General features: G+C 61.8%; 19 protein-coding genes and 1 rRNA gene. 13 read left to right on the top strand and 7 right to left on the bottom strand.

The genetic code is table 11. The annotated features are described in order from the left end of the window. Positions 1-93 precede the first annotated feature (93 nt). Positions 94-837 (top strand): shikimate dehydrogenase family protein, encoded by a 744-nt coding sequence (locus tag B0919_RS00105; RefSeq protein WP_078010161.1) that lies wholly within the window; start codon positions 94-96, stop codon positions 835-837. Positions 838-907: 70 nt separating this feature from the next. On the opposite strand, the gene B0919_RS00100 is transcribed toward B0919_RS00105, so the two are convergent. Together B0919_RS00100 and B0919_RS00095 are read right to left on the bottom strand one after the other, a co-directional pair. Then, entirely contained in the window at positions 908-1090 is a 183-nt protein-coding gene (locus B0919_RS00100) for a hypothetical protein (protein WP_078010160.1), read from the bottom strand. 168 nt (positions 1091-1258) lie between these two features. Next, positions 1259-3706, bottom strand: coding sequence for an outer membrane beta-barrel family protein (locus B0919_RS00095; protein WP_176132781.1), 2448 nt, complete (start codon positions 3704-3706; stop codon positions 1259-1261). A 346-nt stretch (positions 3707-4052) separates the two neighbouring features. Between B0919_RS00095 and B0919_RS00090 the strand changes: the two genes are divergently transcribed. Beyond that, on the top strand, positions 4053-5177 hold the full coding sequence (locus B0919_RS00090) for a sensor histidine kinase (RefSeq protein WP_078010158.1): 1125 nt from the start codon (positions 4053-4055) through the stop codon (positions 5175-5177). Between the two features lie 10 nt (positions 5178-5187). After that, positions 5188-5928, top strand: a complete 741-nt coding sequence (locus B0919_RS00085; protein WP_078010157.1) for a LytR/AlgR family response regulator transcription factor — start codon at positions 5188-5190, stop codon at positions 5926-5928. Positions 5929-6001: 73 nt separating this feature from the next. Here the strand turns inward: B0919_RS00085 and B0919_RS00080 are convergent, their stop codons facing one another. The 3 genes from B0919_RS00080 to B0919_RS00070 all read right to left on the bottom strand — a co-directional run bounded on the left by B0919_RS00080 (position 6002) and on the right by B0919_RS00070 (position 10754). Next, positions 6002-8647 (bottom strand): outer membrane beta-barrel family protein, encoded by a 2646-nt coding sequence (locus B0919_RS00080; RefSeq protein ID WP_078010156.1) that lies wholly within the window; start codon positions 8645-8647, stop codon positions 6002-6004. A 353-nt stretch (positions 8648-9000) separates the two neighbouring features. Then, positions 9001-9828 carry an ABC transporter permease gene (locus tag B0919_RS00075; protein WP_078010155.1) on the bottom strand — a complete coding sequence of 276 codons (828 nt, stop codon included), beginning with the start codon at positions 9826-9828 and terminating at the stop codon, positions 9001-9003. Then, complete coding sequence (locus B0919_RS00070) at positions 9825-10754, bottom strand: ABC transporter ATP-binding protein (protein ID WP_254846427.1); 930 nt, start codon at positions 10752-10754, stop codon at positions 9825-9827. Before B0919_RS00070 ends, B0919_RS00075 begins: the two co-directional genes overlap by 4 nt. 241 nt (positions 10755-10995) lie before the next feature. Between B0919_RS00070 and B0919_RS00065 the strand changes: the two genes are divergently transcribed. The 6 genes from B0919_RS00065 to B0919_RS00040 all read left to right on the top strand — a co-directional run bounded on the left by B0919_RS00065 (position 10996) and on the right by B0919_RS00040 (position 18153). After that, complete coding sequence (locus B0919_RS00065) at positions 10996-12144, top strand: sensor histidine kinase (protein ID WP_078010154.1); 1149 nt, start codon at positions 10996-10998, stop codon at positions 12142-12144. A gap of 44 nt (positions 12145-12188) precedes the next feature. Continuing rightward, positions 12189-12944: a LytR/AlgR family response regulator transcription factor gene (locus B0919_RS00060; RefSeq protein ID WP_078010153.1), complete on the top strand. Its 756-nt coding sequence runs from the start codon at positions 12189-12191 to the stop codon at positions 12942-12944. 273 nt (positions 12945-13217) lie between these two features. Beyond that, positions 13218-13901: an RNA polymerase sigma factor gene (locus B0919_RS00055; protein ID WP_078010152.1), complete on the top strand. Its 684-nt coding sequence runs from the start codon at positions 13218-13220 to the stop codon at positions 13899-13901. Next, positions 13882-15480: an outer membrane beta-barrel protein gene (locus B0919_RS00050; RefSeq protein ID WP_078010151.1), complete on the top strand. Its 1599-nt coding sequence runs from the start codon at positions 13882-13884 to the stop codon at positions 15478-15480. Before B0919_RS00055 ends, B0919_RS00050 begins: the two co-directional genes overlap by 20 nt. 153 nt (positions 15481-15633) lie before the next feature. Beyond that, entirely contained in the window at positions 15634-17676 is a 2043-nt protein-coding gene (gene uvrB / locus B0919_RS00045; protein ID WP_078010150.1) for an excinuclease ABC subunit UvrB, read from the top strand. A 135-nt stretch (positions 17677-17811) separates the two neighbouring features. Next, positions 17812-18153 carry a hypothetical protein gene (locus B0919_RS00040; protein WP_139361804.1) on the top strand — a complete coding sequence of 114 codons (342 nt, stop codon included), beginning with the start codon at positions 17812-17814 and terminating at the stop codon, positions 18151-18153. Here B0919_RS00040 and B0919_RS00035 read toward each other — a convergent pair. Together B0919_RS00035 and B0919_RS00030 are read right to left on the bottom strand one after the other, a co-directional pair. Beyond that, entirely contained in the window at positions 18122-18397 is a 276-nt protein-coding gene (locus B0919_RS00035) for a YetF domain-containing protein (RefSeq protein ID WP_078010148.1), read from the bottom strand. The two genes, B0919_RS00040 and B0919_RS00035, sit on opposite strands and share 32 nt — an antisense overlap. A 295-nt stretch (positions 18398-18692) precedes the next feature. Next, positions 18693-19226: an inorganic diphosphatase gene (locus B0919_RS00030; protein WP_078010853.1), complete on the bottom strand. Its 534-nt coding sequence runs from the start codon at positions 19224-19226 to the stop codon at positions 18693-18695. A gap of 229 nt (positions 19227-19455) precedes the next feature. On the opposite strand from B0919_RS00030, the gene B0919_RS00025 reads away from it, so the two are divergent. From B0919_RS00025 to B0919_RS00005, 4 genes are all read left to right on the top strand, one after another. After that, on the top strand, positions 19456-19791 hold the full coding sequence (locus tag B0919_RS00025; RefSeq protein WP_078010147.1) for a hypothetical protein: 336 nt from the start codon (positions 19456-19458) through the stop codon (positions 19789-19791). A gap of 399 nt (positions 19792-20190) precedes the next feature. Beyond that, positions 20191-23271, top strand: a complete 3081-nt coding sequence (locus B0919_RS00020; protein WP_176132780.1) for a beta strand repeat-containing protein — start codon at positions 20191-20193, stop codon at positions 23269-23271. A 497-nt stretch (positions 23272-23768) separates the two neighbouring features. Then, positions 23769-24197 (top strand): hypothetical protein, encoded by a 429-nt coding sequence (locus B0919_RS00015; protein WP_139361803.1) that lies wholly within the window; start codon positions 23769-23771, stop codon positions 24195-24197. Positions 24198-25700: 1503 nt separating this feature from the next. Then, positions 25701-25823, top strand: a 16S ribosomal RNA gene (locus B0919_RS00005); the annotation flags it as partial.

Below are 25823 nucleotides of genomic sequence, written 5' to 3'. Positions count from 1 at the left end.
CTTGTACAATAGAAAGTTGGAAACCGTCCCGAGCCGCTTTGGCCGGGGCGGTTTTTTTTGTTTGTTGAGGACTGAAATCAATCAGGAGCACGCATGAGCCGGGAGTTTGGACTAATTGGGCGGACGTTGACGCACTCGTTTTCGCCGACGTATTTCCAGCGCAAATTTGACCACCTGGGCCTGGACAACTGCTCCTACGAAGCCTTTGAGCTGGCCGACATCGGCGAGCTGCCCGCCCTGCTGGCCCGCCACCCCGACCTGCAGGGCCTGAACGTGACCATTCCCTACAAGGAGCAGATCATGCCCTACCTCGACGGGCTCGACGCTTCGGCCGCGCGCGTGGGGGCCGTCAATACGGTGCAGTTCGACGCCGAGCGCGGGCTGATCGGACACAACACCGACTACGTCGGCTTCCGCGAGTCGCTGCGCCGCTTCTACCCGCCGCGGGGGGCGCAGGCCGCCGCGCTGGTGCTGGGCACGGGCGGCGCCGCCAAGGCCGTGGAGGTGGCCCTGCGCGAGCTGGACATCCGCTACTGGCTCGTTTCGCGCGACCCGATGAGCCGCGGCCTCACCTACGGCGAACTGAGCCCCGCCCTGATGGCCGAGCACACGCTCATCATCAACACCACGCCGCTGGGCACCTACCCGCAGGTCGATACCTATCCGGCCATTCCCTACGAGCTGCTTACGCCCCGGCACTACCTCTTCGATCTGGTATATAACCCGCAGGAAACCGAGTTTTTGCGCCGGGGCCGCGAGCAGGGTACCCAAACGCAGAACGGCTTCGAGATGCTGTGCCTGCAGGCCGAGGCCGCCTGGGCCATCTGGAACCGCTAGGGCGCCAAACACAACGCCCGCTGCGGTGTGGTGCAGCGGGCGTCGATAGAATGAGCCGGGTAGGAGATGCCTAGCGCTTCTGGAAAATCCAGCGGTGGCCGGGTTTATACTTCTTGTACACCGGGCGGTGTACACCGGCCTTGTTATAGCGCGCCCGCTTCGGCGCATCAGCCGCTACGGCGTTGAGCGTGGGCAGCAGCAGGGCCACTACGAGGAAAAACGAAGCGAGGCGGGCGAGGAGAGAAGCTTTCATATGAGGCGGCAAAAGGCGGTGTCGGAAGAGTAGAGCGGGGCGTTGGGCCCGTCGAACACCACAAAGGAATACCGCCTAAGTCGCCGCTATTGGCCGATTTGGCCCAGCCCTGGGCGCCACTGTGCAAACAACAGCTTTTGCTCGGCGAACAGGACCACGCCCAGCAGATCAGCCGCCCTGACCACCGTTGCCGGCGGCTTTCTGGTCGTCGTTGCGGATTGAGCGCCGCTGCCGCTGCGGGGCGTTCGGGTCCGTTTTGCCGAAGCGGTAGCTCAGCGAAAGCCGCACGGAGCGCTGCGGGTAGTAGTTGGTGGCAGCGGTTTCAAACTGCGGCGTGCGGGTGCGGAAGCGAAACACGCGGTACCGCTGGGCGAAGTTGGACACGTTCAGCGTCAGGTCGAGCTTGTCCTTCAGCAGGGTGCGCTTCAGGCCCAGGGTGTAGTAGCCCCCGCCCGAGTAGCGCGCCTGCAGCAGCACCCCGCCCGAGGCGTAGCCCGCGTACGCCTGCGCGGTGTAGCCCTTACCGAAGCGCAGGGAGGTGTTCAGATTGCCGCTGATCTGCAGCCGAGTGGCCGTGCGGTTCAGGGTCGGGCTGCGCAGCTGCGTGTACGAGCCGTCGGTGCTGAGGCCGATTTGCCACTTCGGCGTGGGTTTCAGCGAGCCGTACAGGCTCAGGCCGTAGCTTTGGTTTCGGGCAATGTTGCGGTAGGTGCTTTCCGTGCGCGCCAGCGCTCCGTTGTAGAAGCTGACCTGCTCAATGGCCGTGTTGGTGCGCCGGGTATACGCCGTGGCGTTCAGCGTGCTGCTTTTGCCGAAGGTGCTGTAGGTTAGCTCGTAGTTGTCGGTGACTTCAGGTGAGAGCTGCGGGTTGCCGTAGGTGATGTTGCGCGGGTCGAGCTGCCGGATAAACGGGTTCAGGTAGTAGATATCCGGGCGCTGAATGCGGCGCGAATAGCTTAGACGCAACGTTTCGCCCGGCTTCTTCAGGTTGCGCGTGGTGCTGAGGCTGGGCAGCAGGTTGGTATAGTAGTTGGCGAAGCGGCCGTTTTCGCCCCGAAATTCCCCCGTGATGTCGGTGTACTCCAAGCGCGTGCCCAGGCTGAAGCGGTACTGCTTGCCCACGGCGAAGTTGTAGGTGCCGTAAGCCGCTCCTACGTTCTGCTGGTAATGGAAGCCGTTGGAGCGCAGTACGCTGCGGGCAAAGGCAGTCTGACGGCTTTTCAACAGGGTATCGATGGTGTAGTCGCTGCTGACGCGGCGCCAGATAACCTTGCCGCCCGCTTCCCACGACACGTTTTCTTTCACGGGACGGGTATAGTCCGTTTGCAGCGTCGTTTCCAGGTTTTGAGAGAGGTTGCGGCTCTGTTCTTGGTATTCGATGGACTCCAGAGACAGGGCGCCGCCGGGGTACTGCTCCAGCTGGTAGCCTTGGGTGTTGCGGTTGCGCGAGTGCCGCGCCAGCACCGCCCACTCGCGGCCCGGCTTGCCGGCGAAGGTGCGGGTATAGCCGCTGCTGAGGTCGAAGCTCCGCCGCTGCCAGCGCTGGCGCGTCGAGCGGGCGTAGAGCGTGTCGAGCAGCGGTCCGCCGCCGCTGTACTGGTTGGTGAACTGCTGCGGCTGCCGGGTAAGGAAGGAACTGCCATCGAAGGTGAGTGTGAAGCCGTGCTGCTCCGAAGGGTCGTAGCTCAGGCCGGCTTCGGCAAAGCCGCCGGCGCCGTTGGTGCGGGAAGTCGTCTGCTGATCGAGCCGCCCGATTTCTCCGTCTGGCAGATAGTCCAGGCGGGTGGAGTTGCTCCTGGCGGGGTATTGGTTGGCAAACAGGCTGGCGCTGGCATTGCCACCCACCTGGCCCCGGCGCGCGCTGATGGAGCCGTTGAGGTTCTGGTTGCGGTTGCCGACACCCGCACCCACGTTCCCGTTGACGCCCTGCAGGCTGCTTTTCTTCAGCACGATGTTGACCACGCCCGCCGAACCTTCGCCGTCGTACTTGGCCGAGGGAGCCGTCAGCACCTCCACGGCTTTGATCTGGTCGGCCGGAATCTGCTTCAGGGCTTCGGCCAGATTGCCGGCCAGCAGGGCCGAGGGTTTGTTGTTGAGCAGGATGCGCAGGTTGGAGGAGCCGCGCAGCTGCACGTTGCCGTCGGCGTCCACGCTCAGCAGCGGGGTTTTGCGCAGCACGTCGGCAGCCGTGCCGCCGGTGTTGGTTACGTCGCGGTCGGCGTTGTACACGAGGCGGTCGGGCCGGGTTTCCACTACTTCCCGCTCACCGGTGATGTTCACCTCGCCCAACTGCTCGGCGGCGGCCGTTAGCGGCAGAGGGCCGAGGTCGGTACCCTGCTCCGCCAGGGTGATGGGTACGGTGCGGCCCGCGTAGCCCACGAAGCTCAGCGCCAGGCGGTACGAGCCCGGCGCGAGGTCCTTAAACACAAACTGGCCCTGGGCGTCGGCCGCGGTGCCGGCAAGCGGCTGCTCGCCCGCAGCCGGTAGCAGGGCCACGGTGGCGTACTCGACGGGCTTTTGGGTGGTAGCGTCTACCACGGTGCCGCTGAGGTGGGCGGTGCCACGCCGAGCGGTAGATTGGGCCTGGGCCCACAGCGGCGCGCATGCCAGACTCACAAGCGCCGTACTGCGCAGAAAAAGGGATAAGGGCAGCATCAATAAGCTGGGAAAGACCCGCAAAGGGGTGGGCGAAAACCTACGTTTGCCTGCGCTACAGCAGAGCTGGCAGGCAGGGCAAACGTAGGCGCCCCGGGAGCCGCAGGGCGGAATATTCTACCAACCCAATGCCCGCTTTCAACGAACGCCCGGCCCGGTTCAACTACTGCCACTGCCGCCGGGCGGGAGTTGGCGAAGTGGCGGCTTTTGTTGGTAGGGCGCAGGCACACGCTGGTTGAAAAGCCGCCGGCTGACGTCTGATGCTTATGTACATTCGTAGCCACTGAGGGCCCTGGGCCACCGCTGCATGCTCACTGCTTCCCGTTTCGTTCGCGCCCGTGCGCCGCGGCCCTGGTTGCCCGCCGGGGTGGCGCGGTGGCCCTGGCCGCACCTGATCTGGCTTAGCCTACTGGTCTTTGCCGACCTGCAGCTGTGGCTGACCGGCGGCCTTTTCTACGCCTCGTCCACCACCGACGTGTGGCTGAAAGCACTTGTCACCGACGCCGTTGACTCCGGGCTATTCTACCTGAACTGGTTTTGGCTGATGCCCTACCTGCTCACGCGGCGCGGCCTGGCGTGGTACAGCCTCGGGGCCCTGGGCGGGCTGCTGCTCTTCGTGGCCTTGCGCAGCGGCGTCGGGGTTTTTCTGGACGAAGCCGCCCAACTCGGGGCCTCGCCGGTGCCGCTGGCCGTGCGCCTGAAAGTGCTGGGCACAACGCACTTGCTGCTGGGTATGCTGATTCTTGGCCTCAGCTTCGGACTGCGCTTGAGCGGCGACTACCTGCGCGAGCGACGCAGCCGGCAGGAGCTGGAACAGCGCCAATTGGCCACCGAGCTAAGCTTGCTCAAGGCCCAGCTCAACCCGCATTTTCTCTTCAACACCCTGAACAACATTTATTCGCTCACGCTGCAACGCTCGGCCCTGGCCTCCGAAGCCGTGCTGCGCCTCTCGGAGTTGATGCGCTACCAGCTCTACGAAAGCAGCGACGACGCCGTGCCGCTGGTGCAAGAGCTGCGGCAGCTGCGCAGCTTCGTGGCCCTGCAGGCACTGCGTCTGCCGCCCGAGGTAGCCGACGAAGCCATTCCCGTTACCCTGATGCTGCCGCCGGGCGCGGAGTACGTGTACCACATTCCGCCCATGCTGCTGCTGCCGCTGGTGGAAAACGCCTTCAAGCACGGCGACCTGGCCGCTCGCCCGCACGTGGCCTGGCTTACCCTGCAGCTCGATGCCGACGGCCGCCTACAGTTCTCGGTGCGCAACTTTGTGAGCCTCAACGGCGCGGCTCTCGCGCAGCCCGGCGGCCTGGGAATGGTCAATCTGCAGCGGCGCCTGGAGCTGCTTTACCCCGGCCGCCACCAGCTGACGGTGCAGGCCGGCGCCGAGGAGTACCTCGTTTCGCTTATCCTGGAGCCCGCCCCGCGGCCGTATTAGCCCATTCAGTATGGAAACCCTGCCCGGCCGCCGGCCGCTTACCTGCATCATCATCGACGATGAACACCTGGCCCTGGGCGTGCTAGCCGAGTACTGCGCGCAGCTGCCCTTTCTGGAGCTGCGCGGGCAGTTCACCGACGCCGTAGCGGCCGTGGCCTTCCTGCAGGAGCATCCCGTCGACGTGGTATTCCTCGATATTCACATGCCGCGCCTCACCGGCCTGCAGCTGGTGCAGCTGCTGCCCGCGCCGGCCCCGCGCATCATCTTCACCACCGCGTATGCCGAGTACGCCGTGCAGAGCTACGAGCTTAATGCTCTGGATTATCTGCTCAAACCCGTGGCGTTCGAGCGGTTTGTGCAGGCCGTGGGCAAGGCCCGCGTGGCTCTCGACGGCGGCTCTGCCACTGCCATCGAAAGCCAGCAGCCCGCCGAGGCCATGCTGGTGCGTCAGGATAGCCGCCTGCGCCGCGTCGTGTTCGACGACATCTTTTACATCGAGGGCATGAAGGAGTACCTGATGCTCTACACCGCCGCCGGCAAGATTCTCACGCTGCAGTCCTTCCGGCGCATGGAGGAGTTGCTGCCCGCCGGCCGCTTTGCCCGCATCCACAAATCGTACCTCGTGAGCCTGCGCTACCTCGACTTTGTGGAGCGCAACAAGGTGCAGATTGCAGGCACGCTGCTGCCCATCGGCGACACCTACCGCGAGGCGTTTCTGGCGCTGCTGCGCTACCATCACTACATCCAGTAATGAAGCCGCCAGCAACGAGAACGGGCGCCTCCCAGCTGGGAGGCGCCCGTTCTCGTTGCCGTAAGTCAGTCGGTTAGTTGCCGCCCTGACCACCACCGTCGCCGGCTTTCTGGTCGTCGTTGCGGATGGAGCGGGCCGGGCGCTTGGGCTTGTTTTCCAGCTTGCCGAAGCGGTAGTTGAAGGCCAGACGCACGCCGCGGTTGTAAATGCGGGTGGTGTTCGTCTGTTCCGACTGCTTCCGGCCAACTTCCGCACCATCCAGGAAGCGGGTGGTGAAGTCATTATCGAGGCGGCGGTAGGGGCTGAAGATGTTGTCGGCGTTCAGCGTCAGGTCAGCCTTGTCCTTGAGGAAGCTCTTGCGCACCCCCACGGAGTACATCTGCCAGGCCGAGGACTTGCCTTGCAGCTGCACGCGCGGCGTGTTGATCATGCCGAAGAACTGCGCGCTCCAGCCCTTGTCGAACTTGTAGCTGGAGTTTAGGTTGGCCGATACCACCACGCCGCTGTTGCTGGTCTGAAGCGCGGCGCTCTTCAGGTACACGTAGTAGGCGTTTACGTTGCCGCTGATGTCCCATTTCGGCAGCGGCTTCACCGAGCCGAACAGGTTCAGGCCGAAGCTCTGGTTGCGGGCCACGTTGCCGTAGCTGGTGAAGGTAATCTGCCGCGTCTGGTTTTCCACCAGAGTGTCGCGCGTCGAGCGGATGCCCTCGATGGCGTTGTTGGTGATGCGGGCGTAGGCCGTGAGGTTGATGACCGAGCCCTTCACGAAGGTGTTCATGTTCAGCTCGTAGTTGTCCGAAAACTCGGCGTCCAGGCGCGGGTTACCCTGCTGAATGTTGTAGGGGTCGATGCGGTTCTGGTAGGGGTTCAGGTAGAAGATGCTCGGGCGCTGGATGCGGCGCGAATAGCTGGCGCGCACCGTGGAGCCGGGCTGCTTCAGGCTGTAGGTCAGCGAGACGTTGGGCAACAGGTTGGTGTAGTCGGTGGTGAAGCGCGAGGCCTCGCCCTGCTGGAAGTTGCCACCCAGGTCAGTGCGCTCCACGCGGCCCCCGATGCGGGTGCTGAACTTCTTGCTCAGCGGCGTGGCGTAAGTGAGGTAGCCGGCCGTTACGTTCTGGTCGTAGTTGAATACGTTCGTCAGCTGCGCGTTGCGGCCGAAGCTGTTCGAGGCGTAGGCCGTGTCCACGAAGTACTGGCTGCGCACGTTGCGCAGGATCATCTTGGCGCCTACTTCCACCGTCTGCTTGTCCGACAGCGGGTGTACGTAGTCGGTTTGCAGCGTGGTTTCGAGGTTGCGGGCCTTGTTGCGGCTGTCTTCCTGGTAGAAGGGGATGTCCAGCGGTACCTTTTCATCCGAGGCCGAGTTCAGGTTGAACTGGTCGATGGCGTAGGTATTGCGGTTGTTGTTGCGCGAGTGTTGGGCCAGCACCACCCATTCGCGGCGGCTTTGCTGCCCGAAGCTGCGGGTATACGAGCCCGTCAGGTCCACGTTCTTGTTGCCGAAATCCTGGTCAAGGTCGCGGAAGTAGGTGCTGAAGGGATTGGTCTGCAGCGCCAGGCCCGGGCCCTGAAACAGCTTTTGCCGCACGGTAGCCTCCTGGCCGCGCGCAAACAGGTTGCCGTTGACCGACAGGTTCAGCGCGTGGTTAGGAGCCGGCTCGTAGTCGAGGCCCAGGCGCAGGTTGCCGCCGCCGCCGAGGCCGTTGCCCTCGTTGCGCTGCTCCAGCTTGCTAAGCACGTTGCCGCTGCGGTCGTAGTTGGTGCGGTCCAGCTCCTGCAAGGCCGGCGAGTAAAACAACCAGCTATTGAGCGCCGACGAGAGGCCGAACTTGCCTTTGCGGGCGTTCAGGGCGAAGTTGGCGTTGGAGTTGCGCGTGCCCACGGCCAGGCCCACGTTGCCGTTGACGCCCTGCAGGTTATTCTCCTTCAGGACAATGTTGATGATACCAGCCGAACCTTCCGCGTCGTACTTAGCCGAGGGCGAGGTAATGACCTCCACGTTCTTGATCTGGTCGGCGGGCAGCTGCTTCAGGGCCTGGGCCACGTCGCCGGCTACCACGGCCGAGGGCTTGCCGTTGATGAGCACGCGCACGTTGCCGGAGCCGCGCAGCTGCAGGTTGCCGTCGGGGTCCACGCTCACCATCGGGGCCTTGCGCAGCACGTCGGCCGCCGAGCCGCCGGAGTTGGTGGCGTCCTGGGCGGCGTTGTACACGAGGCGGTCGGGCTTGCTTTCCACCACGGGCCGCTCGCCGGTGATTTTCACCTCGCCCAGTTGCTTGGCCTGCGAGGTCAGCGCCACCGTGTTCAGGTCCACGCTCATCTTGCCTTCTTCCAGCGTGATGGGCTGGAGGGAGGTGCCGTAGCCGATAAAGCTGATGGAGAGGCGGTACGAGCCCGGCGCGAGGCCCTTGATGGTGAAGCGGCCCTTGTCGTCGGCCACGGCCCCGTCGATGGGCTGCTCGCCGGTGGCGGGCAGCAGCGCTACGGTGGCGTACTCTACCGGCTGCTTGGTGCCCGCGTCGATAACGGTGCCGGTGATGCGGCCGCTGCCCTGCGGGGCGGCGGGCAGCACCGCGGCGCGGGGGCTGGCGCCACCCGGGGCACCCGTGGGGGCGCCGCTGCCGGGTACGGCCGGCCGGCCCGTAGCCGGCGCTTGTGCAAACGCATTGGTAGCCAGCAGCCCGGAGGAGGCCAGCAGCAGGAGTAACTTGTTTTTCATGGTCGGAACGATGGGTGAGCCTGAAATGGGCAACAGGCAGCGGGGCAATCAGCAGATGGCCCGGGCGGAGGTCCGGCGAGGCAGCGCCGTTGGCTGTAAGTAAAGGGTGGAAAGCGCGGAGGCGCAGTAGGGGAACTGGCGGATCAGCGGCGGGTGGGGCGGCTGACACGGGCACAAAGGACCGGCGGTAACTTCAGCTAGACAATCACTTGATCATGTGATGAGCGGGCGGCACAGCGCATCGTTTTTGCATTCGGGACAAGTGTCGCAGGGCCTGTGGGTGAGGTTGCATTCGGGGCAGACAAAATTGTTTGCTATTCCGGGAGGAGCGAGCAGGCCAGTAGGAGGCTGACTTACTGGCGTTGCTGGCGCCAGCGCAGCAGCGGGTAGGCCACCGTCAGCACCACCACCCACCAGCCGACAGCTAGCTGTTCGGTTTGGTTGAAAACCTGGGCCACGGTCAGCGTATTCGCCTTGCCCTTCACCATGGCCTTGCTCGTTGCCAGCAGCGGTTCGGCGTAGGGCACCCAATCAATATATTCCCAGCGCAGCAAAGCTAGGCCCACTACCGTGCAACCCATCCCAATGGCTACCGGCGTCACAAAGTTACGCCACCAGAGCGCTGCCACGAACTGCAAGGCCAATATGCCCAGCGTGGCCAAGTAAGTATGGCCCAGCAGCGTGAGCATGGCGGCCACAGGAGGTGCGTAATCCGAGAAAAGCAGGCCCGGCCGTAGCAGCCCCAGCAAAGCGCCGGAGGCCAGCAGGAGCACCACGAACACGACTTGCGCCAGCAGATTCAGTCCCAGCAGTACCAGCAGCTTGCTGACGTAGGTGGCCAAGTGGCCCACCGGCTGGGCGTCGAGGTGCTTCCACGCACTGGCTTTGGTTTCTACGTGCAGCACCAGGCTGCACAGCAGCACCACAAACAGGGGAAGCAGCAGGCCGGCCGTGGTTTGCCAGCTGTGGCTGATGTAGCTGGGCCAGGGGTTCTGCCCGGCCTTCACCAGATACTGCCCTTTGAAGTAGAAAATCAGCAGGTACAGCACCACTGGCAGGGCGCCGCTGCCCAGCGCCAGCCACAGCGCGGCGGTGTGCTTCAGCTTGAGCGTATCGGCGGCTAGGCTGCGGCGCAGTTGCGTCAGCGGGCCCGGGGTAGGGGCGAGGAGGGCAGTGTTCATCCGGCCAGAGCGGTTTCGGTGAGGTGCAGAAAGCTTTGTTCGAGGCTGGGCTGCTCGCAGCGCAGGCCGTAGAGCGGCTGCCCGGCGGCTATCAGCTGCTGGGCCAGGTAGGCCATTTGCTCCTGCGAGTGGTAGGGCAGGCCCAGCGTGCCGGGGCTCAGCACCGTGGCCGCCCCAAACTCGGCCGGCAGCAGGTTGCGGCAGCGCAGCGCGTCGTCGGTTTCGATAACCACCTGCGCCGCCGAGTGCCGCCGCCGCTGCAGGGCCGACAGGCTGCCCTGAAACAGCAAGCGCCCCTGCTGAATCACGCCCACGTGCGTGGCCACCCGCTCCACCTCGCTGATCAGGTGGCTGCAGAGCAGAATGGTCTTGCCGTGTTCCTGCTGCAGCTTGCGCAGCAGCTCGCGCATCTCGATGATGCCCTGCGGGTCCAGCCCGTTGGTGGGCTCGTCGAGGATGAGCAGCTCTGGGTCGGGCAGCAGCGTGAGGGCCAGGCCCAGCCGCTGCCGCATGCCCAGCGAGTATTGCCGCACGGGGCGGTGCGCATCGGCTGCCAGGCCCACGGTGGCCAGCACCTCGGCAGTGCGGCCAGTAGGCAGGCCGCGCAGGCGCCGCGTTACTTCTAGGTTGTCGTGGCCGCTGAGGTGGTCGTAGAGCGAGGGCGTTTCGATGAGGGCCCCCACGCGGGCCAGGATGCCGAGGCGGTGCCGGGCCAGGTCGTGGCCGAAGAGCTGCACTGCGCCGGCCGGGGCGGGCAGCAAGCCCAGCAGCAAGCGCATGGTGGTGCTTTTGCCGGCGCCGTTGGGGCCCAGAAAGCCGTAAATGCTGCCACGAGGCACCCGCAGGTCCACATCGTGCAGTACCTGCCGCCCGCCGAAGCGGAAGGTCAGGTGCTGGGTTTCGATCAAGAGTTCGTCTGGTTTCATAGCGTCAGAAGGGCGAGCAGTGAAACAAACGTAGGCGGGCACCCCAACACGCTGCCCGGAAAATCCACCAACAGCCCAAAAACTTCCGCGAATAGCTCAATAAGTGGTGTCTAATCCTCCGGTCCGTTACCCACAACTACCCAGCAGGCGTTGGCGGCCGGTTTTGGCCAGTTGATGACGGGCCGCAGCCAGTTCGTTGAGAAGCCCGGCGGATTGCACCCCGGCGGCGCTACTTTGCTGTATGGAAAGTGTTGCCAATCTCAACCCGGCGCTAGAACCCGTTGGCTGGCTTAATCGACTGCGGGTCTGGTTCCGGCAGGAGCGTACCGCGGATAGCGCCGCCGTGCCGGGCTGGGCCCACGCCGTGCTCTGGCTGTACCTGCTCGGCGTCGATGCGTTTGTGCTGTACGCGCAGAGCCTCAACCCCAAAATGCCAGCTCCCCATTGGGCGCCCTGGCTGGGGCGCACGGTGGTCATCGACGTGCTGGGCGCGGGCCTGTTCTACCTCAATTGGCGAATACTCATCCCGCGCACGCTCGGGCAGGGCCGCGTAGGGCGCTACAGCCTGGGGGCGCTGCTGCTGGTAAGCCTCTACGAGCTGCTGCGCTTCTTTTCCAACCGCCTGCTGCCCCTGCAAGCCACCTCGCCGATGCGCGGCGAAGAGTTGCCACGCCTGCTGCTGCAATATACCTTGGCGGCGCTGTTTCTGCTGTTTCTCAGCTCGGCCCTGTGCGTGACGCGTGACTACCTACGGGCCCAGCGCCACCGCCGTGAGCTGGAGCGCCAGCAGTTGCTTACCGAGCTGACGGCCCTGAAAATGCAGGTCAACCCGCACTTCCTATTCAATACGCTCAACAACATCTACTCCCTGGCCAGCCAGAAATCGGACCGCGCGCCGGAGGCCGTGCTGCGCCTCTCCGAAATCATGCGCTACATGCTCTACGAGAGCAGCGCCGATACCGTGCCGCTGGCCAAAGAGCTGCAACACCTGCGCAGCTTTCTGGAGCTGCAGCGCCTGCGCCTGCCCGCCACCGGCCCGGCCGCTATTGTATTCGATACCGTCGGCCTCGGCGAGTCTCCCAGCTGGCCTATTGCGCCCATGCTGCTGCAGCCGCTGGTAGAAAACGCCTTCAAGCACGGCGACCTGACAGCTCGCCCCGTGGTCAGGATGCGCCTGGAGCAGCCCGAGAGCGGCGCCCTGCATTTCGTGGTCGATAACGCGGTGGCGCCGGCCGGCAGCCGGCCACCTGCCGGGTTAGAACCATCCGGTGGAGTGGGCCTGGTCAATCTGCGACGCCGGCTGGAGCTGCTCTACCCGGGGCGCCACCAGCTGGTCATCAGCGCCACGCCCGAGCATTACCGCGCCGTGCTTACTTTGTGGCCGGGGTAAACGCCGCGGCGCTTTTCGGTTATCGTTCTCTCTATCTTGTACTCATGGAGCCTACCACGCCCAGCCGCAAGCTTTCCTGCGTCATCATCGACGACGAACCGCTGGCCCTCGATCTGCTGGCCGGCTACTGCGCGCAGGTGCCTTTTCTGGAGTTGCGCGGGCAGTTTCACGATGCCCTGCAGGGCTTGGCCTTCGTGCAGGACAACCCCGTCGACCTCGTACTGCTCGATATTCACATGCCGCGTATTACGGGCTTGCAGTTCGTGCAGCTGTTGCCCGCGCCGACGCCGCGCATCATTTTCACCACTGCCTACGACCAATACGCGGTGCAGAGCTACGAGCTAAGCGCGCTGGACTACCTGCTCAAGCCCATTGCCTTCGAGCGGTTTGTACAGGCCATCAGCAAAGCACGCCAGCACGCCGCACCTGCCCCGTTGGCGTCAGCACCGGCGCCCGAGCCTGCCGCCGTAGCCACCAGCCCCGATGCCATGTTCGTCAAGAACGAGCACCGGCTGCAGCGCGTCGCCTTCGACGATATCCTTTATATAGAAGGCATGAAGGAGTACCTGCTGATCTGCACCGCCGGCGGCAAGATTCTTACCCTGCAGTCCTTCCGCCGCGTGGAGGAAGTGCTGCCCCCCGAACGCTTTGCCCGCATTCACAAATCCTACATCGTGGCCCTGAACCGTATCGAGCACGTGGAGCGCGGCCGCGTGCAGGTAGCCGGCCGCCTGCTACCCATCGGCGACACCTACCGCGACGCGTTTGCCGCGCTTATCCGGGCCCACAACCAACTCTAACATCGGCCCGGTGGCCGATACTATGTGCCGGCAAGTCGATAAAACCCAGCCGCAAGGTCATTCTAGCAGTAGTATTCGATTTCGTTTCAAAAAAATAATCACCCATTGCAACCGCCAGACCGGGCCCCGACTCCTAGCAATACCGGAGCCCACACGCCGGTGCCATTCAGCTACCGTGAACCGTTAGCCCATGAAAAATTTGTTACCTGCTACCCTGGCCTGCCGCACCCCGCGGCGCAATGGCGCCCCCGGCCGCACCTGCCGGGCCCGCGTATGAGCGCCCTCGCCGCATTCGGCAGCAGCAGCCTCGGCCGCTTGGTCGGGGGGCTGACCGCCACCCCCGCTGAAGCTAGCGAAGTGCCCCCACCGCCCGCCGCCACGCGCCCGCTCACGCCCTCCAGCCGCTGGAGCGAAGCCGAGCTAATCGACGCCTGCCTCGACGGCAGCCGCGTGGCGCAGAAGGAACTCTACGTTCGCTACGCCGGCCGCATGCTGGCCGTGTGCTCGCGCTACTCCCAAACGACCTTCGAGGCCGAAGACGTGCTGCAGGAAGGTTTCGTGACGGTGTTCAGCAACCTGCGCCATTTCCGCCGCGAGTGTCCGCTGGAATTCTGGATTCGGCGTATCATGATCAACGCCGCCCTGCGCCAGCACCGCCGCAACGCCCCCATGCTGGCCGTCACGGAAAACGAATACCCCGAAGCCGTAGCCGACGAGGAACTGATCCTGTCGAACTATAACTTCGAAGAATTACTCAAGATGGTGCAGGAACTGGCCCCGCGTTACCGCATGGTGTTCAACCTGTTTGCCATCGAAGGCTACGGCCATAAAGAAATTGGCGAGATGCTGGGCATCTCGGAGGGTACCAGCAAGTCGCAGTACTCCCGGGCCCGCGTTATTCTGAAAGCCAAGCTGGAGAAACTCGACCAACGCTGCAATGACACCCGTTTCCGATAATAACAACCATCAGCAGCCCACGGGCAACCTGGAGGAGCTCTTCCGCCAGAAGTTCGCTGAGGCCGAGCTTACACCCCGCGCCGACGTGTGGGAGCGGCTCGACCACGAGCTGCTGCTGCGCGAAAACCAGGGCTACCGCCGCCGGCTGGTGGGCTACCGCCGCCTCGCCGCGGCTGCCTGCGCCGTGGCTACGCTCGGCTTCGGTGGCTGGCTGGCGCAGCGCAACCTCACGCCCACCGGCACCAATAGTACCGCTTCGGTCATCAACGTAGAAGCCCTGCGCCAGGCTAGCGGAGCTGCTGGCACGGTGGCCGCTCACCAGCGCACGGCGACTAACAGCCGGGGCGGCCAGCTGCCGACGGCTACCGACGCCGCTGCGGCCAATGCCGCTACTAACTCCGGTGCTACTCAGGCTACCAACGATGCCTCGGGTATGGCCAGCAGCGTAGCCGCCGCAAGCCGGGCCCACGCTGCTACCCAGCAGGAGGCCGCCGAAGGCAGCCTGGCTGGCCGGGCCCTCGCTGCTATTCGCCAAGCCTTCGGCGGGCACGCGCCGGCTGGGGTACCTCAGCCGCGGACTATGCCCGCCGGGATGCCGCGCAGTATTGATAATGGTGCCACCGGTATTGCCAGCCGAGGTGCTATCAGCCCGAACGGACAAAATACCGAAGCAGCTTCGCCGCTGGTAGTGGCCGCTACGGCTGCCTCAGCAGCCAACTGGACGGAAGCCGGACTGGAGCCCGTAGCCGCCCGGCTGCGCGGCGCGGCCCTCGGTGGTCGGCGGCCCGATTCGTTGAAGGCCGCGTTGGTAAGCGCACCCGCTTTGCTGGCCAGCCAGGACGTAGAGAAAGAGCAGGAATCGGAAAAATCGGCCGTGCCCAGCCGCTGGCGGTGGCGTGGCGGTTACTCCGCCCAGCGCTTCGCGCCGAACGTCAGCAGCTCTCTGGGCGGCGGCATTGCGCTGCGCTCGGCTCCGCTAACCTTCAACTCCTATGCTCCGACCACCCCTGAGCCCACGCAGCTGCAACCAGGGCTGGCACACCGCGCCCAGTTTGGCGCCGCCATACCGCTGGGCCGCAAGCACTGGACGCTGCTGACGGGCGCAGAACTGACGTCGATTTCCGGCAACACCGCCTTTGAGGTGGCGCCAAGAAACACTGCCGGCCTCGCCAATATGCCCGCCGACCGCAACGGCAAAACCCTGACGGGCCGCTACCACCTGACCACGGTGGGTATGCCGGTGCAGGTGCGCTACGAAGGACGCAAGCAGGGCTGGGGCGTGTACGCCGCCGTGGGCGCTGCCGTCAACGTGCTGATGCGCAACCGCACTGCTGTTGGCACCCAGAGCGCTACCGACGACGGCTCGTACCGCCGCGTGCTGGGCTCGGCCCGCGGCAGCGCCGGGGTGCGCTACGCTGCCGGCAACTGGCAGCTGAACGTAGGGCCCGAAGCCGAAGCCGGTCTGACCACGCTCAACGCCAACCCCACCGAAACCTGGGGCAAGCGCACCCGGCCCTACGCCGTGGGCCTGTCGGCCAGCGTGGAGTTTGGCGGCGGCAAAGCGGAACTGGCCCCCTGAGTACTGATGTAACCCGCATTACCCATTCACTCACCTGGGTCGAACCCTGCGGCTGGCTTCCAGCCGTGGGGTTTTTCTTTGCCTGAGCGGAAACCCCGCGGGCAGCGGCGTAGTTAAGAAGGGTTATCTTCCCGCTCCCCGAAACCTCCCCGCATGGAGTATCAACTGACCTCTGAATTCAAGCCTACCGGCGACCAGCCCAAAGCCATTGCCCAGCTCGTGGCGGGTGTCGAATCGGGCGAACCGGCACAGGTGCTGCTGGGCGCTACCGGTACCGGTAAGACGTTTACCATGGCCAACGTCATTGCTCAAACGGGCAAGCCGGCGCTGATTCTGGCCCATAACAAGACTTTGGCCGCGCAGCTCTACGGCGAGTTCAAGCAATTCTTCCCGCATAACGCCGTCGAGTACTACATCAGCTACTACGACTACTACCAGCCCGAGGCCTACATTGCCTCCACCGACGTATTCATCGAGAAGGATCTGGCTATCAACCAGGAAATCGAGAAGCTGCGGCTGCACACCACTTCCTCGCTGCTCAGCGGGCGCCGCGACGTCATCGTCATTGCCTCGGTGTCGTGCATCTACGGCATCGGCAACCCGGAAGAGTTCGGCAAGAACATGATGCTGCTCAAGCCGGGGCTGAAGTTTTCGCGCAACGCCCTGCTCTACCAGTTCGTGCAGATCCTGTACTCGCGCACCGAGCAGGAGTTTACCCGCGGCACTTTCCGCGTGAAGGGCGACACGGTGGACATCTTCCCGGCTTACCTAGACTACGCCTACCGCATCTACTTTTTCGGCGACGAAATCGAGGCCATTCACCGCATCGACCCGGAAAGCGGCAAGAAGCTGAGCGAGGAAAAGGACGTGGCGCTGTTTCCGGCCAACCTGTTCGTGACCGGCAAGGACACCTTGCAGCAGGCCATCAAGGAAATTCAGTACGACATGGTGCAGCAGCACGCCTACTTCGAGAAGGAGGGGCGCGATGCCGAGGCCAAGCGCATCGTGGAGCGCACCGAGTTCGACCTAGAGATGATTCGGGAGCTGGGCTACTGCTCGGGCATTGAGAACTACTCGCGCTACTTCGACGGCCGCTCGCCCGGCTCGCGGCCCTTCTGCCTGCTCGACTACTTCCCCGACGACTACCTGCTGGTGGTGGACGAGAGCCACGCCACCATGCCCCAGATTCGGGCCATGTGGGGCGGTGACCGAAGCCGCAAAACCGCGCTGGTGGAGTACGGTTTCCGCCTGCCCTCGGCCATGGACAACCGTCCGTTGACCTTCAACGAGTTCGAGAGTATGTTCCGGCAAGCTGTGTACGTATCGGCTACCCCCGCCGACTACGAGCTGGAGCGCGCCGGCGGCGTGGTGGTGGAGCAGATCATCCGCCCGACGGGTCTGCTCGACCCCGAAATCGAAGTGCGGCCGAGTGTGAACCAAATCGACGACCTGCTCGACGAGGTGGACAACCGCGTGAAGCAGGGCGACCGGGTGCTCGTTACCACGCTGACCAAGCGCATGGCGGAGGAACTGACCAAGTACATGGAGCGCCTGAACATCAAGGTCAGCTACGTGCACTCGGACGTGAAGACCCTGGACCGCGTGGAAATCCTGCGGCAACTGCGCTTGGGCGAAATCGACGTGCTAATCGGCGTAAACCTGCTGCGCGAAGGTCTTGACCTGCCGGAAGTGTCGCTGGTAGCTATCCTCGACGCCGACAAGGAAGGCTTCCTACGCGACCAGCGCAGCCTGATTCAGACCATGGGACGCGCCGCCCGTAATGATCGGGGCAAGGTCATCATGTACGCCGACCGCATCACCGGCTCGATGCAGCGGGCCATGGACGAAACCAACCGCCGCCGGGCCACGCAGATGGCCTACAACGAGGAGCACGGCATCACGCCGCGCACCGTGCGTAAGTCGCGCGAGGCCATCATGGAACAGACTTCGCTTTCCGATTACCGCATTCCGGAGCAGCCCCAGGCCTATGCCGGCCCCGACGAGGATGGTGGCGGGCTGGCTATTGCGGCCGAGCCGGTGGTGGCCATGATGAGCAAAACAGACCTGGAGAAACTCATCAAGCAAACCGAGAAGCAGATGGAAGGTGCGGCCAAGGAGCTGGACTTCCTGCAGGCGGCCAAGTTCCGCGACGAGCTGGCTTCGCTGCGGCTGCTGCTCAAGAACAAGCGGGAGTAACCCTTGAAAAACGTAAAACGCTGATTGCAAACGCCAGTTCGGTAAAACCGGGCTGGCGTTTGCGTTAAGGCTTAGTTTTTGTCTTGGCAGGTGACGAACCAAGCTCGCTAAGCAGCGGGCATTACTCTTAAGCCTATGCGTTTACTAATTACTGGCTTGCTGCTGTATATCGGCAGCTTCTTTGCTCCGGCCCAGGCTCAACAACCGGCGCCCCGTTACCAATTTATGCACGTCAGCTACCAAGGCCGGCGGATCTACTTCTCGCCGGCTTACCAGGGAAAGGAATGGGTAAAAGTCACGGACCTGCTGGGCGAACGGTATACCCTGACTGATAATAAGGAGCTAGGCTGGGAAGCCATGAGCAAGCTGCTCAACGAGTTTTCCGCTGCGCAATGGGAGCTGATGAACGTGTTGCCCAACAATTCCAAGGACGGCAACGACGGTGCTATTTACCTGTTGCGCCGGCCTGCCCCGTAGCAGTAGAATTGCCCCAACGCGGCTTCTTTAGAACCACACTGATGTCGCCGTCGCGCTCCAGGCGCACGGTTTCTACATCGGCCAGGCTATCGGTCAGGGCATTGCCGCGTGCGCCTTCCATCAGGTCCCACTCGGTGATGTTGTTGTGCTGCATGTTGCCACGGTGCAGCTCCACGTGTTCGGCCAGCACGTAGGAGCTGCCCTTGATGAGCTTGCCCACGGCGTGGCTGCGGTAAGCGGCCATAGCCCGCAGGTGGTGCAGAGCTCTACCATCACTGCCGACGCTACCAGCGTGCCCACAAAAGGAGAGGCAGCCACAATAGCCCGACTCAGCACGGCGCCAAGGATGATTCTCAGCACCACGTCGAAGGGGCTGTTGCTGCCGAAGGTGCGCTTGCCCGACAGGCGCAGCAACAGCCGCGCCGTGAAAAGACCACCACGGCCCGCACCGACATTTGCAGTGCGCTGATGTTATGGGAATTGGCGTGCAGGCCCACCACTTCGTTCAGGAAATGCTTCACAATGGGCAGGCAAGAGGGTTAGGTGCCGGTGCGCTGCGTGGCTTGGTGCACCAGCTCCTCGGCGCGCTTTTTCCCGCTGCGGTGCAGAATGCGGAAGGGTTGGCCCTTGGCCTGGTTGTAGGAGCTGAAAAAGTGCTCGATTTCGTGCAGCAACTGGGGCGTCAGGTCGTGGATGTCGCGCACGTGCTTGTGCTGGCGCGATTCAGCGGCCACGGCGAGCAACCGGTCGTTGCGCTGGGGCTGGCCGTCTTCGGGCTGTTCGGCTTCAAGCACCCCGATCAGGCGTGCCTCGATGATTACGCCCGGGTAGGTCGGAGCATCCATGAGGAGCAGCACGTCCAACGGGTCGCCGTCGTCGCCCAGGGTAGAGGGCACAAAGCCGAAGTCGTAGGGGAAGACGCTGCCTTCGGGTAGCACGCCCATGAGCTTGTACAAGCCCAATTCGGGGTCGTACGCCAGCTTATTGCGGCTGCCCTTAGGCGTTTCGATGACCACGTGCAGGCGCCGCGACCCGGGCGCATAGGTGGGAAGCTGATAGGGAGAAGTAGACATGTCAGTCAGGGGCTTGCCGCTGTATACCGTGCGGGTGGAGCTGGTGTTACCAAATTGGTACGGGCCGCTGGGCCTCACATCATTATGCCATTGCCGCGGGTGAGCGGGGCGGCTACTTTTGGCGCTGACGTTACTCCTTACTCCGTTCCGCGTTATGCACTTTCCCCGTTTGCTTCGTTCGCTTCCTGTTTTGATACTGCTGCTGTTGCCATTGCTACCCCAGCGCAGTATGGCCCAGGTGTCAAAAGCCGGCTCTTACCAATTCATGCAGATGACCACCATCGAGTCCATCGTGGCCGGTGGGCTGGGCCGGTCGCGGGTGATATTTACCCCCGAGTTCAAGGGTACCAAGGAAGCCCAGATGGAAAACCTCTTCAGCCTGACGGGCATCAATCTGCAGAACGTGCGCGCCAACGAAGAAACCCTTCTGCGCTACCTGCAGGAGTTGCAGGCCGATGGCTGGGACTTGGTGCAGTTGACACCGCTTACCCAGACGCTCCAAAGCGCCGGCTCCACGGGGCAGGGCATTTTTATGACGCGTTATCTGCTACGCAAGCCCAAATAACTTCTACACCTGGATTTGAACCGCTGCTATGCATCCGCGCCGCCCTACGGAAAGCTGGGCAGCGCGGATGTTTTACTTGCGTCCTATTTTGAGACTATCGTGTTTCAACCTGGTACTTTAGTATCTTTGTAGGATTCAAAGGTCTTCATTCAGAAGCCATTGGATGTTTTGGGCTTGTTTTTCCATCCTACAATATTTTCCTGCATGAAAAAACTCGTACGTATTTGGCCTGCGAGTCGGGCTGCCAGTTTGGGGGCAGCCAAGAGCACAACGGGCAGACTGCTCACCTTGCTAGTATTGCTGCTGAGCGCATTTGGCGCGCATGCCGCCAACGTTGATGTGAGAACAACGACGAGCAGCACGCCAGCCAATGGTAGCAACGCTAAAGTTGGTACTGCTGTGGTTTTTACAGCCACTACCACCAATCCCGGTGGCTCTGGCCTCAATAGCACCGCTACCGGCGTAATCCAGAGAATCGTGCTTACCAACGTGCCCAGCACGGTACTGCAAGGCGATTTTACGGTTAGCGGCTCCGGCAGCGGTGGCGCTACCCATGCCCGTAATGGCACCACCGTTACGTGGACCTTTGGACCAGTGGATCTGGGAGTAAACGCTACGGCATTGTCAGCTTCGGTTACGTTCGATGCGCCAGATGTGGCATCAGTAAGCGGCCAGGCATCGAGCACCCTGCGAACTGGCGTTACAGGCGCCGACACGGATACCAATACTGGTAATAACACGGGCGCTACTTCAACTATCAACGTTGTTAAACCCGACGTAACTACCACTACTGGCGCTTCCCAGCCAAACAATGGGTCCGTCGTAGCCGGCTATGCGCTGGCCTTTTCGGTAACCAGCAAGACTTCTGCCACCGCAGGGGCCGACGCGGTAGTACAAAAAATTACTATTACCAGCGCGCCGGCGTCGCAGGCCGAGTTCACGGTATTTCCGGCAGGTGCTTCGTATAGCTACAATGCAGGCACTGGCACGGGCGTAGTTACGTTCGCAGCCGTTAACCTGCCCGCTAGTGGGCAGGATGTAAAAGTGGTAGAGTTCAACCCGCAGGAGCCGGGTACTGTTACGGCCCAAGCCTCCAGTACATCCACGGACCCGGAGTCGAGCACTGCCAACAACACCGGCGCAGTCATTACGGTATTCATAGCCCCGGCCCCGGCTCCTTCTATTGCCGGCATCTCCCCCACGTCCGGCCCGGTAGGCCAGACGGTAACCATCACGGGTAACAACCTGGCCAATGCCACCGCGGTAATATTCAATGGCCAGACCGGTTCCGACGACGACGTAACCGTAACGCCGAATGCAGGCGGCACCAACACCTCGGTATCGGTGACGGTACCGGTGGGCGTAACGTTTGGGCCCATTTCGGTGAAGACGCCCGGTGGTGTGGCTACGTCCACGCAAACGTTTACCCCGCCGTTTGCGCTAACTAGCTTCAAGCCCGCCAATAACGAAATGACCGTGGCCCGTAACGCTTCGGTGGTGCTGAGCTTCAGCCAAAACGTGCCTACTGCTTCGGCCGCCAGAATCCGCGTTTTCAGCAGCCAGGTAGGCTCGCTGAGCCAGGCGCAAGTGGTTGTCAATAACAACGTAGTAACCATCACCCCGGCTCCCTTCTACTTCAAGCCCGGTGAAACGGTGAACGTAGTAGTGCCCAACACGGTGGTGAACGGCAGCGGCCAAGCCATCAGTAACCCGCAGACGTTTGATTTCGTGGTGGCCACTGAGAATGGCACAGCCTCGTTCGGCGGTGCGATAGAGAAAACCACCAATGCTAACCCGGCTAACGAAGTACTGGGCGACGTGGACGGCGACGGTAAGCTCGACCTGATCGTGACCAACTATGGCAACGGCAGCGGCACGACGATTAGCATCTTGCGCAATACCGGTACCAACGGTGTTCCGAACTTTGCCAACAAGCAGGACTTCTCAGTGGGTACCGGCGCTACCGGCCCGTACAACATTGCTATCGGTGACCTGGACGGCGACGGGAAACTGGACGTGGTAACCAGCAACGACGCCACGAACAACGTGAGCGTGTTCCGCAACACCAGCACTGGCGTAGGAAACATTGCCTTTGCCGCCGCTCAACTGATTACGGTAGGCGCTACCCCCTACGGCCTGTTTATCGGCGACGTTGACGGCGACGCGAAGCAGGATATTGCTACGGCCAACGAAGGCGGCAACAGCGTTTCTATCCTGCGTAATACCAGCACCGGTACCGGTAACATTAGTTTTGCCGCCAAGGTCGATTACACGGTGGGGGGCGGCCCTTACGGGGTTGCTATTGCCGATATCGATCAAGACGGCAAACAGGATATTATTTCCGCCAACTCTACGGGCAATTCCATTAGCGTACTGCGCAACCTTATTACCGCACCGGGGGCTTTTGTTGCTGCCAGTTTCGCTACCAAGGTTGACTTTACCACCGCCGGTTTCCCGGTGACTCTTGGCGTGGGTGACCTCGACAGTGACGGCCGGCCGGACGTAGTATCTTCCAACAACAGGGGCAACAACGTCTCCGTGCTGCGCAATATCAGCACCGGCGTGGGCAACATTGCTTTTGCTACGAAGGTGGACTTCACCGTAGGCACCGGTCCCGCCGGCATTGCCCTGGGTGACCTCAACAGTGACGGTAAGCTTGACATTGCCACTTCTGACTACGGCAGCGGCGGCACCACGGGCGGTGGCAACACCGTCAGCATCCGGCTAAACCAGATTTCGGCTCCTGGCACTATTACCGCCGCCAGCTTCGGCGCCCGCGCCACCGTAACGGTGGGCAGCGGTCCGAACAACGTGCTGCTCGGCGACCTGGACGGCGACGGTGACCTTGACATCGTAACAGCAAACCAAGGCGGCACCGGCAACACCACCAGCGTGCGTATCAACGCTACCAGCTTGCCGCCCCAGCCGCTGCCCGTTGAACTGATCAACTTTGTGGCGCAGGCCGAAGGTCGCAACAGCGTCAGCCTGACTTGGGCCACGGCCCAGGAAAAGCACAACGCTGGCTTCGTGGTGGAGCGCAGCACCGACGGCAAGCAGTTCGCCGATCTGGGCTACGTCGCCGGCAACGGCACGGCTACGGTGCGCCACGACTACGCTTGGCTGGACGATAAGCTGCCTGCCGGCGTGAGCACGCTGTACTACCGCCTGCGTCAGCTCGACAGCGACGGCACGGCTACCACTTCGGTAATCCGCACGGTAAGCTTGGGGGCTGCCACTGCTGGTTTCCAGGTGTTCCCGACCAGCTCGGTGGATGGCAAGCTGCACTACCGCTTCACGGGTGCGGCCTCGGAAGATGCCTACCTCGACATCTACACGCTGACGGGTCAGTACCTGGGCCGCCGCGTCGTGGGTACGCTCAGCAACGGCGCCGTGTCGGTTTCGGACCTGGCTGCCGGCGGTTATATCGTGCGCTATACGTCAGGCGACAAGTCGTACGCCAGCCGTTTCTTCGTGCGCTAACCACTTTCTGCTTATCCAAAAACCGGGAGCTTGCCATTGGCAGGCTCCCGGTTTTTTTGTGGGCCAGTGGCTCCGATGCAAAAGATGAATTAGGCGGACGTTAGCGAAGAGCAATTATGTATCAGCAGAAGCGAAGTGCGTCGGCCAGCACACTTGTGGTGACTATTGTAGAGTAAGCTAGCTGACCAGCCAATCGGCCAGCTCACTTTACTCATTCTTTCCTCTTCATTGAATAGGCCGCAATCATAATGTACCGCTCTCGCCTGGCACGACTCATTAGTGCCATCATCCTCCTCGTTTAACACTTTGGAAGTAGCCATCCTTGCGCAGCGCAAGCGCCATCTACTTCCCTGCTCGAGCGTGTCGGCAGCGCGCCGGACGACGTAATAAAGAAGTTCCAGGAAGCTGGCATGGCGCCGCGGCTGCACGTACTCACCGCTACCGAACACCGCCTCGTTGTTGATGCCCTCTCAGCCTTGCCTCCACTGCACCAACGTGTGTTGAAAGACCATTTGCGCCGCCTGAGCTTTCTGGACGACATGCCGAATACGGCCCTCACTTCCACCGTTAGCTCTGCGGCACATCCGCTTTTCGACATCACCATCAGAGCCGCTATTCTGCCGCAAACGGCAAGTGAGTGGCTTACCGAAAAGAAGCGCACGTGTTTTGCTGCCAATAATTCCTCATTGCAGGTGGCCATAGAAGCTGGCCTGCGCCCTGCCATCGATTACATACTGCTGCACGAAGCCACGCACGTAGTCGATGCCAAGCTGAAGCTAACGCCAGCTTACTATGCAGCAGGGCAACTGCTCGACAGTGCTACCGCCAAGTCCTTTACCGCCGGAGTTTGGCAGAAATCGGACCGTTCCTGTCCCCGCTTTACGGCATACCCTGCTAATGCATATTCAATTTCGCCGCGGGGGTAAAATGTTGACCACGGCCGAAGCCACTCAAGTATATTCCTTATTACACTGGACTCCCTTCGTCTCGCTGTACGGCAGCACCACCGGGACGGAAGACTGGGCGGAATACGTGACAGTATACCATTTCACGCGAAAGCTGAAACAGCTGTTTCGCATAGTGGTACGCCAGAATGCCCAGGATGTCTTCGTGTACGAACCCGTGAAGTCGGCACTCGTTCAACGTCGTGTCAGGCTAATGAAACGTTTCTATTCTTAACTCATCACTCGCCTGCTTGCTTCTACTCCGAGGCACTAACGGAAAAGCGTTCGAGAATCTAATGTAGAAGTAAGGCCTACGGCAAGGCTTTTCGGCTACAGCGGCTGGAGTAGGGGAGGGGACTTACGTCCTACCAGTTACCGACAATCCCTTTCCTGTGCACAGCTTCCCAATCAAACATCAGGGGTAAGGCCATAATCAGTGCCGGCGCTATTAATGACATCGAACAACCACAAACCACCACCTAGCTCCTAGCCTGGCTAGAAGCATTTGATAAGCTGTTTAAGTGTACAGGGACTGATGAATCTGCGGAAAGCCATAATAACATAGCGTTTAGGCTCTCATTTTCAAGGTTTTCGTTCCTATAGAAGCTCCATAATTGATGAGACGTGCCAATATCTCTTCAGCACAAGTATCGGACTTCCTGTTTGCTGCTATCTATATATAAGAACAAGAATGCCGAATTGACGCCAATTATCACTTCCTGCTATATCAATAGTCCCGCTGATTACACTAGAATAGAGATAAGCAGGCATCTGCTCACAAATACAACCCAGTCGGTTTCCCGCGAAACTACTCTCATCGAAAACTGATTAGACTCTTGAGCTTACCACATAAGGAATGGGTTAAGCAGAATTGTGTATTGGTTATTAAGCAGTTGCAAGCCAATAGCCCTTTGCTGCGAAGAAAAAAACGTCCATTTATGTGCTAAAGGGTTGCGTAGTTCAAACTGGTCTACTACTTTTGCACTCCCAATCAGACGGAATGGGGCGAGCGGCAGCGAAAAACGGCTTCTAAAAAAAGTAGCGCACTGCTTGCGGAAGGCAAAAAGGTTCTTACCTTTGCACCCCGCTTCAGCAGGAGGCGGCCGGCAACGGAAAGCGAAGAAAAAAGGTTAGAAAATTTTTCTTCGACTTGCTTGCCAACTAAAAGAAGTTGCTTACCTTTGCAACCCCGAACGGAAACGCTGAGCGGGCTGCAAAAAAAGCAGGGGAGTCGGGAACGAACGGCAGCCGCTAAGTAGTTAAGATCCTGCGCCCCGCGGGGCGAAGAGAAGAGGTGGCCACGGCAACCGCACGGCGGGTTCAACAGGAACCGGCACACGTTCTTTGAAAGACTGGAAAGACAAATAGGTAAGACTTGCTTTGCTTCGGCAGAGCAACGAGCAGCGTACAAGAAATAAGCTCGTCAATACGGGTCGGATCAGCACTCGACATCGGCCTTGCTTCGGCAAGTGCTCAGCATTTTTTACAATGGAGAGTTTGATCCTGGCTCAGGATGAACGCTAGCGGCAGGCCTAATACATGCAAGTCGAACGGGCGGTAGCAATACCGCTAGTGGCGCACGGGTGCGTAACGCGTAGGCAATCTGCC

This window comes from Hymenobacter sp. CRA2, from assembly GCF_002007105.1.
Classification (GTDB): Bacteria; Bacteroidota; Bacteroidia; order Cytophagales; family Hymenobacteraceae; genus Solirubrum.
The sequence above is the reverse complement of the archived record's forward strand: the minus strand, read 5'-3'. Positions and strand labels throughout refer to the sequence as shown.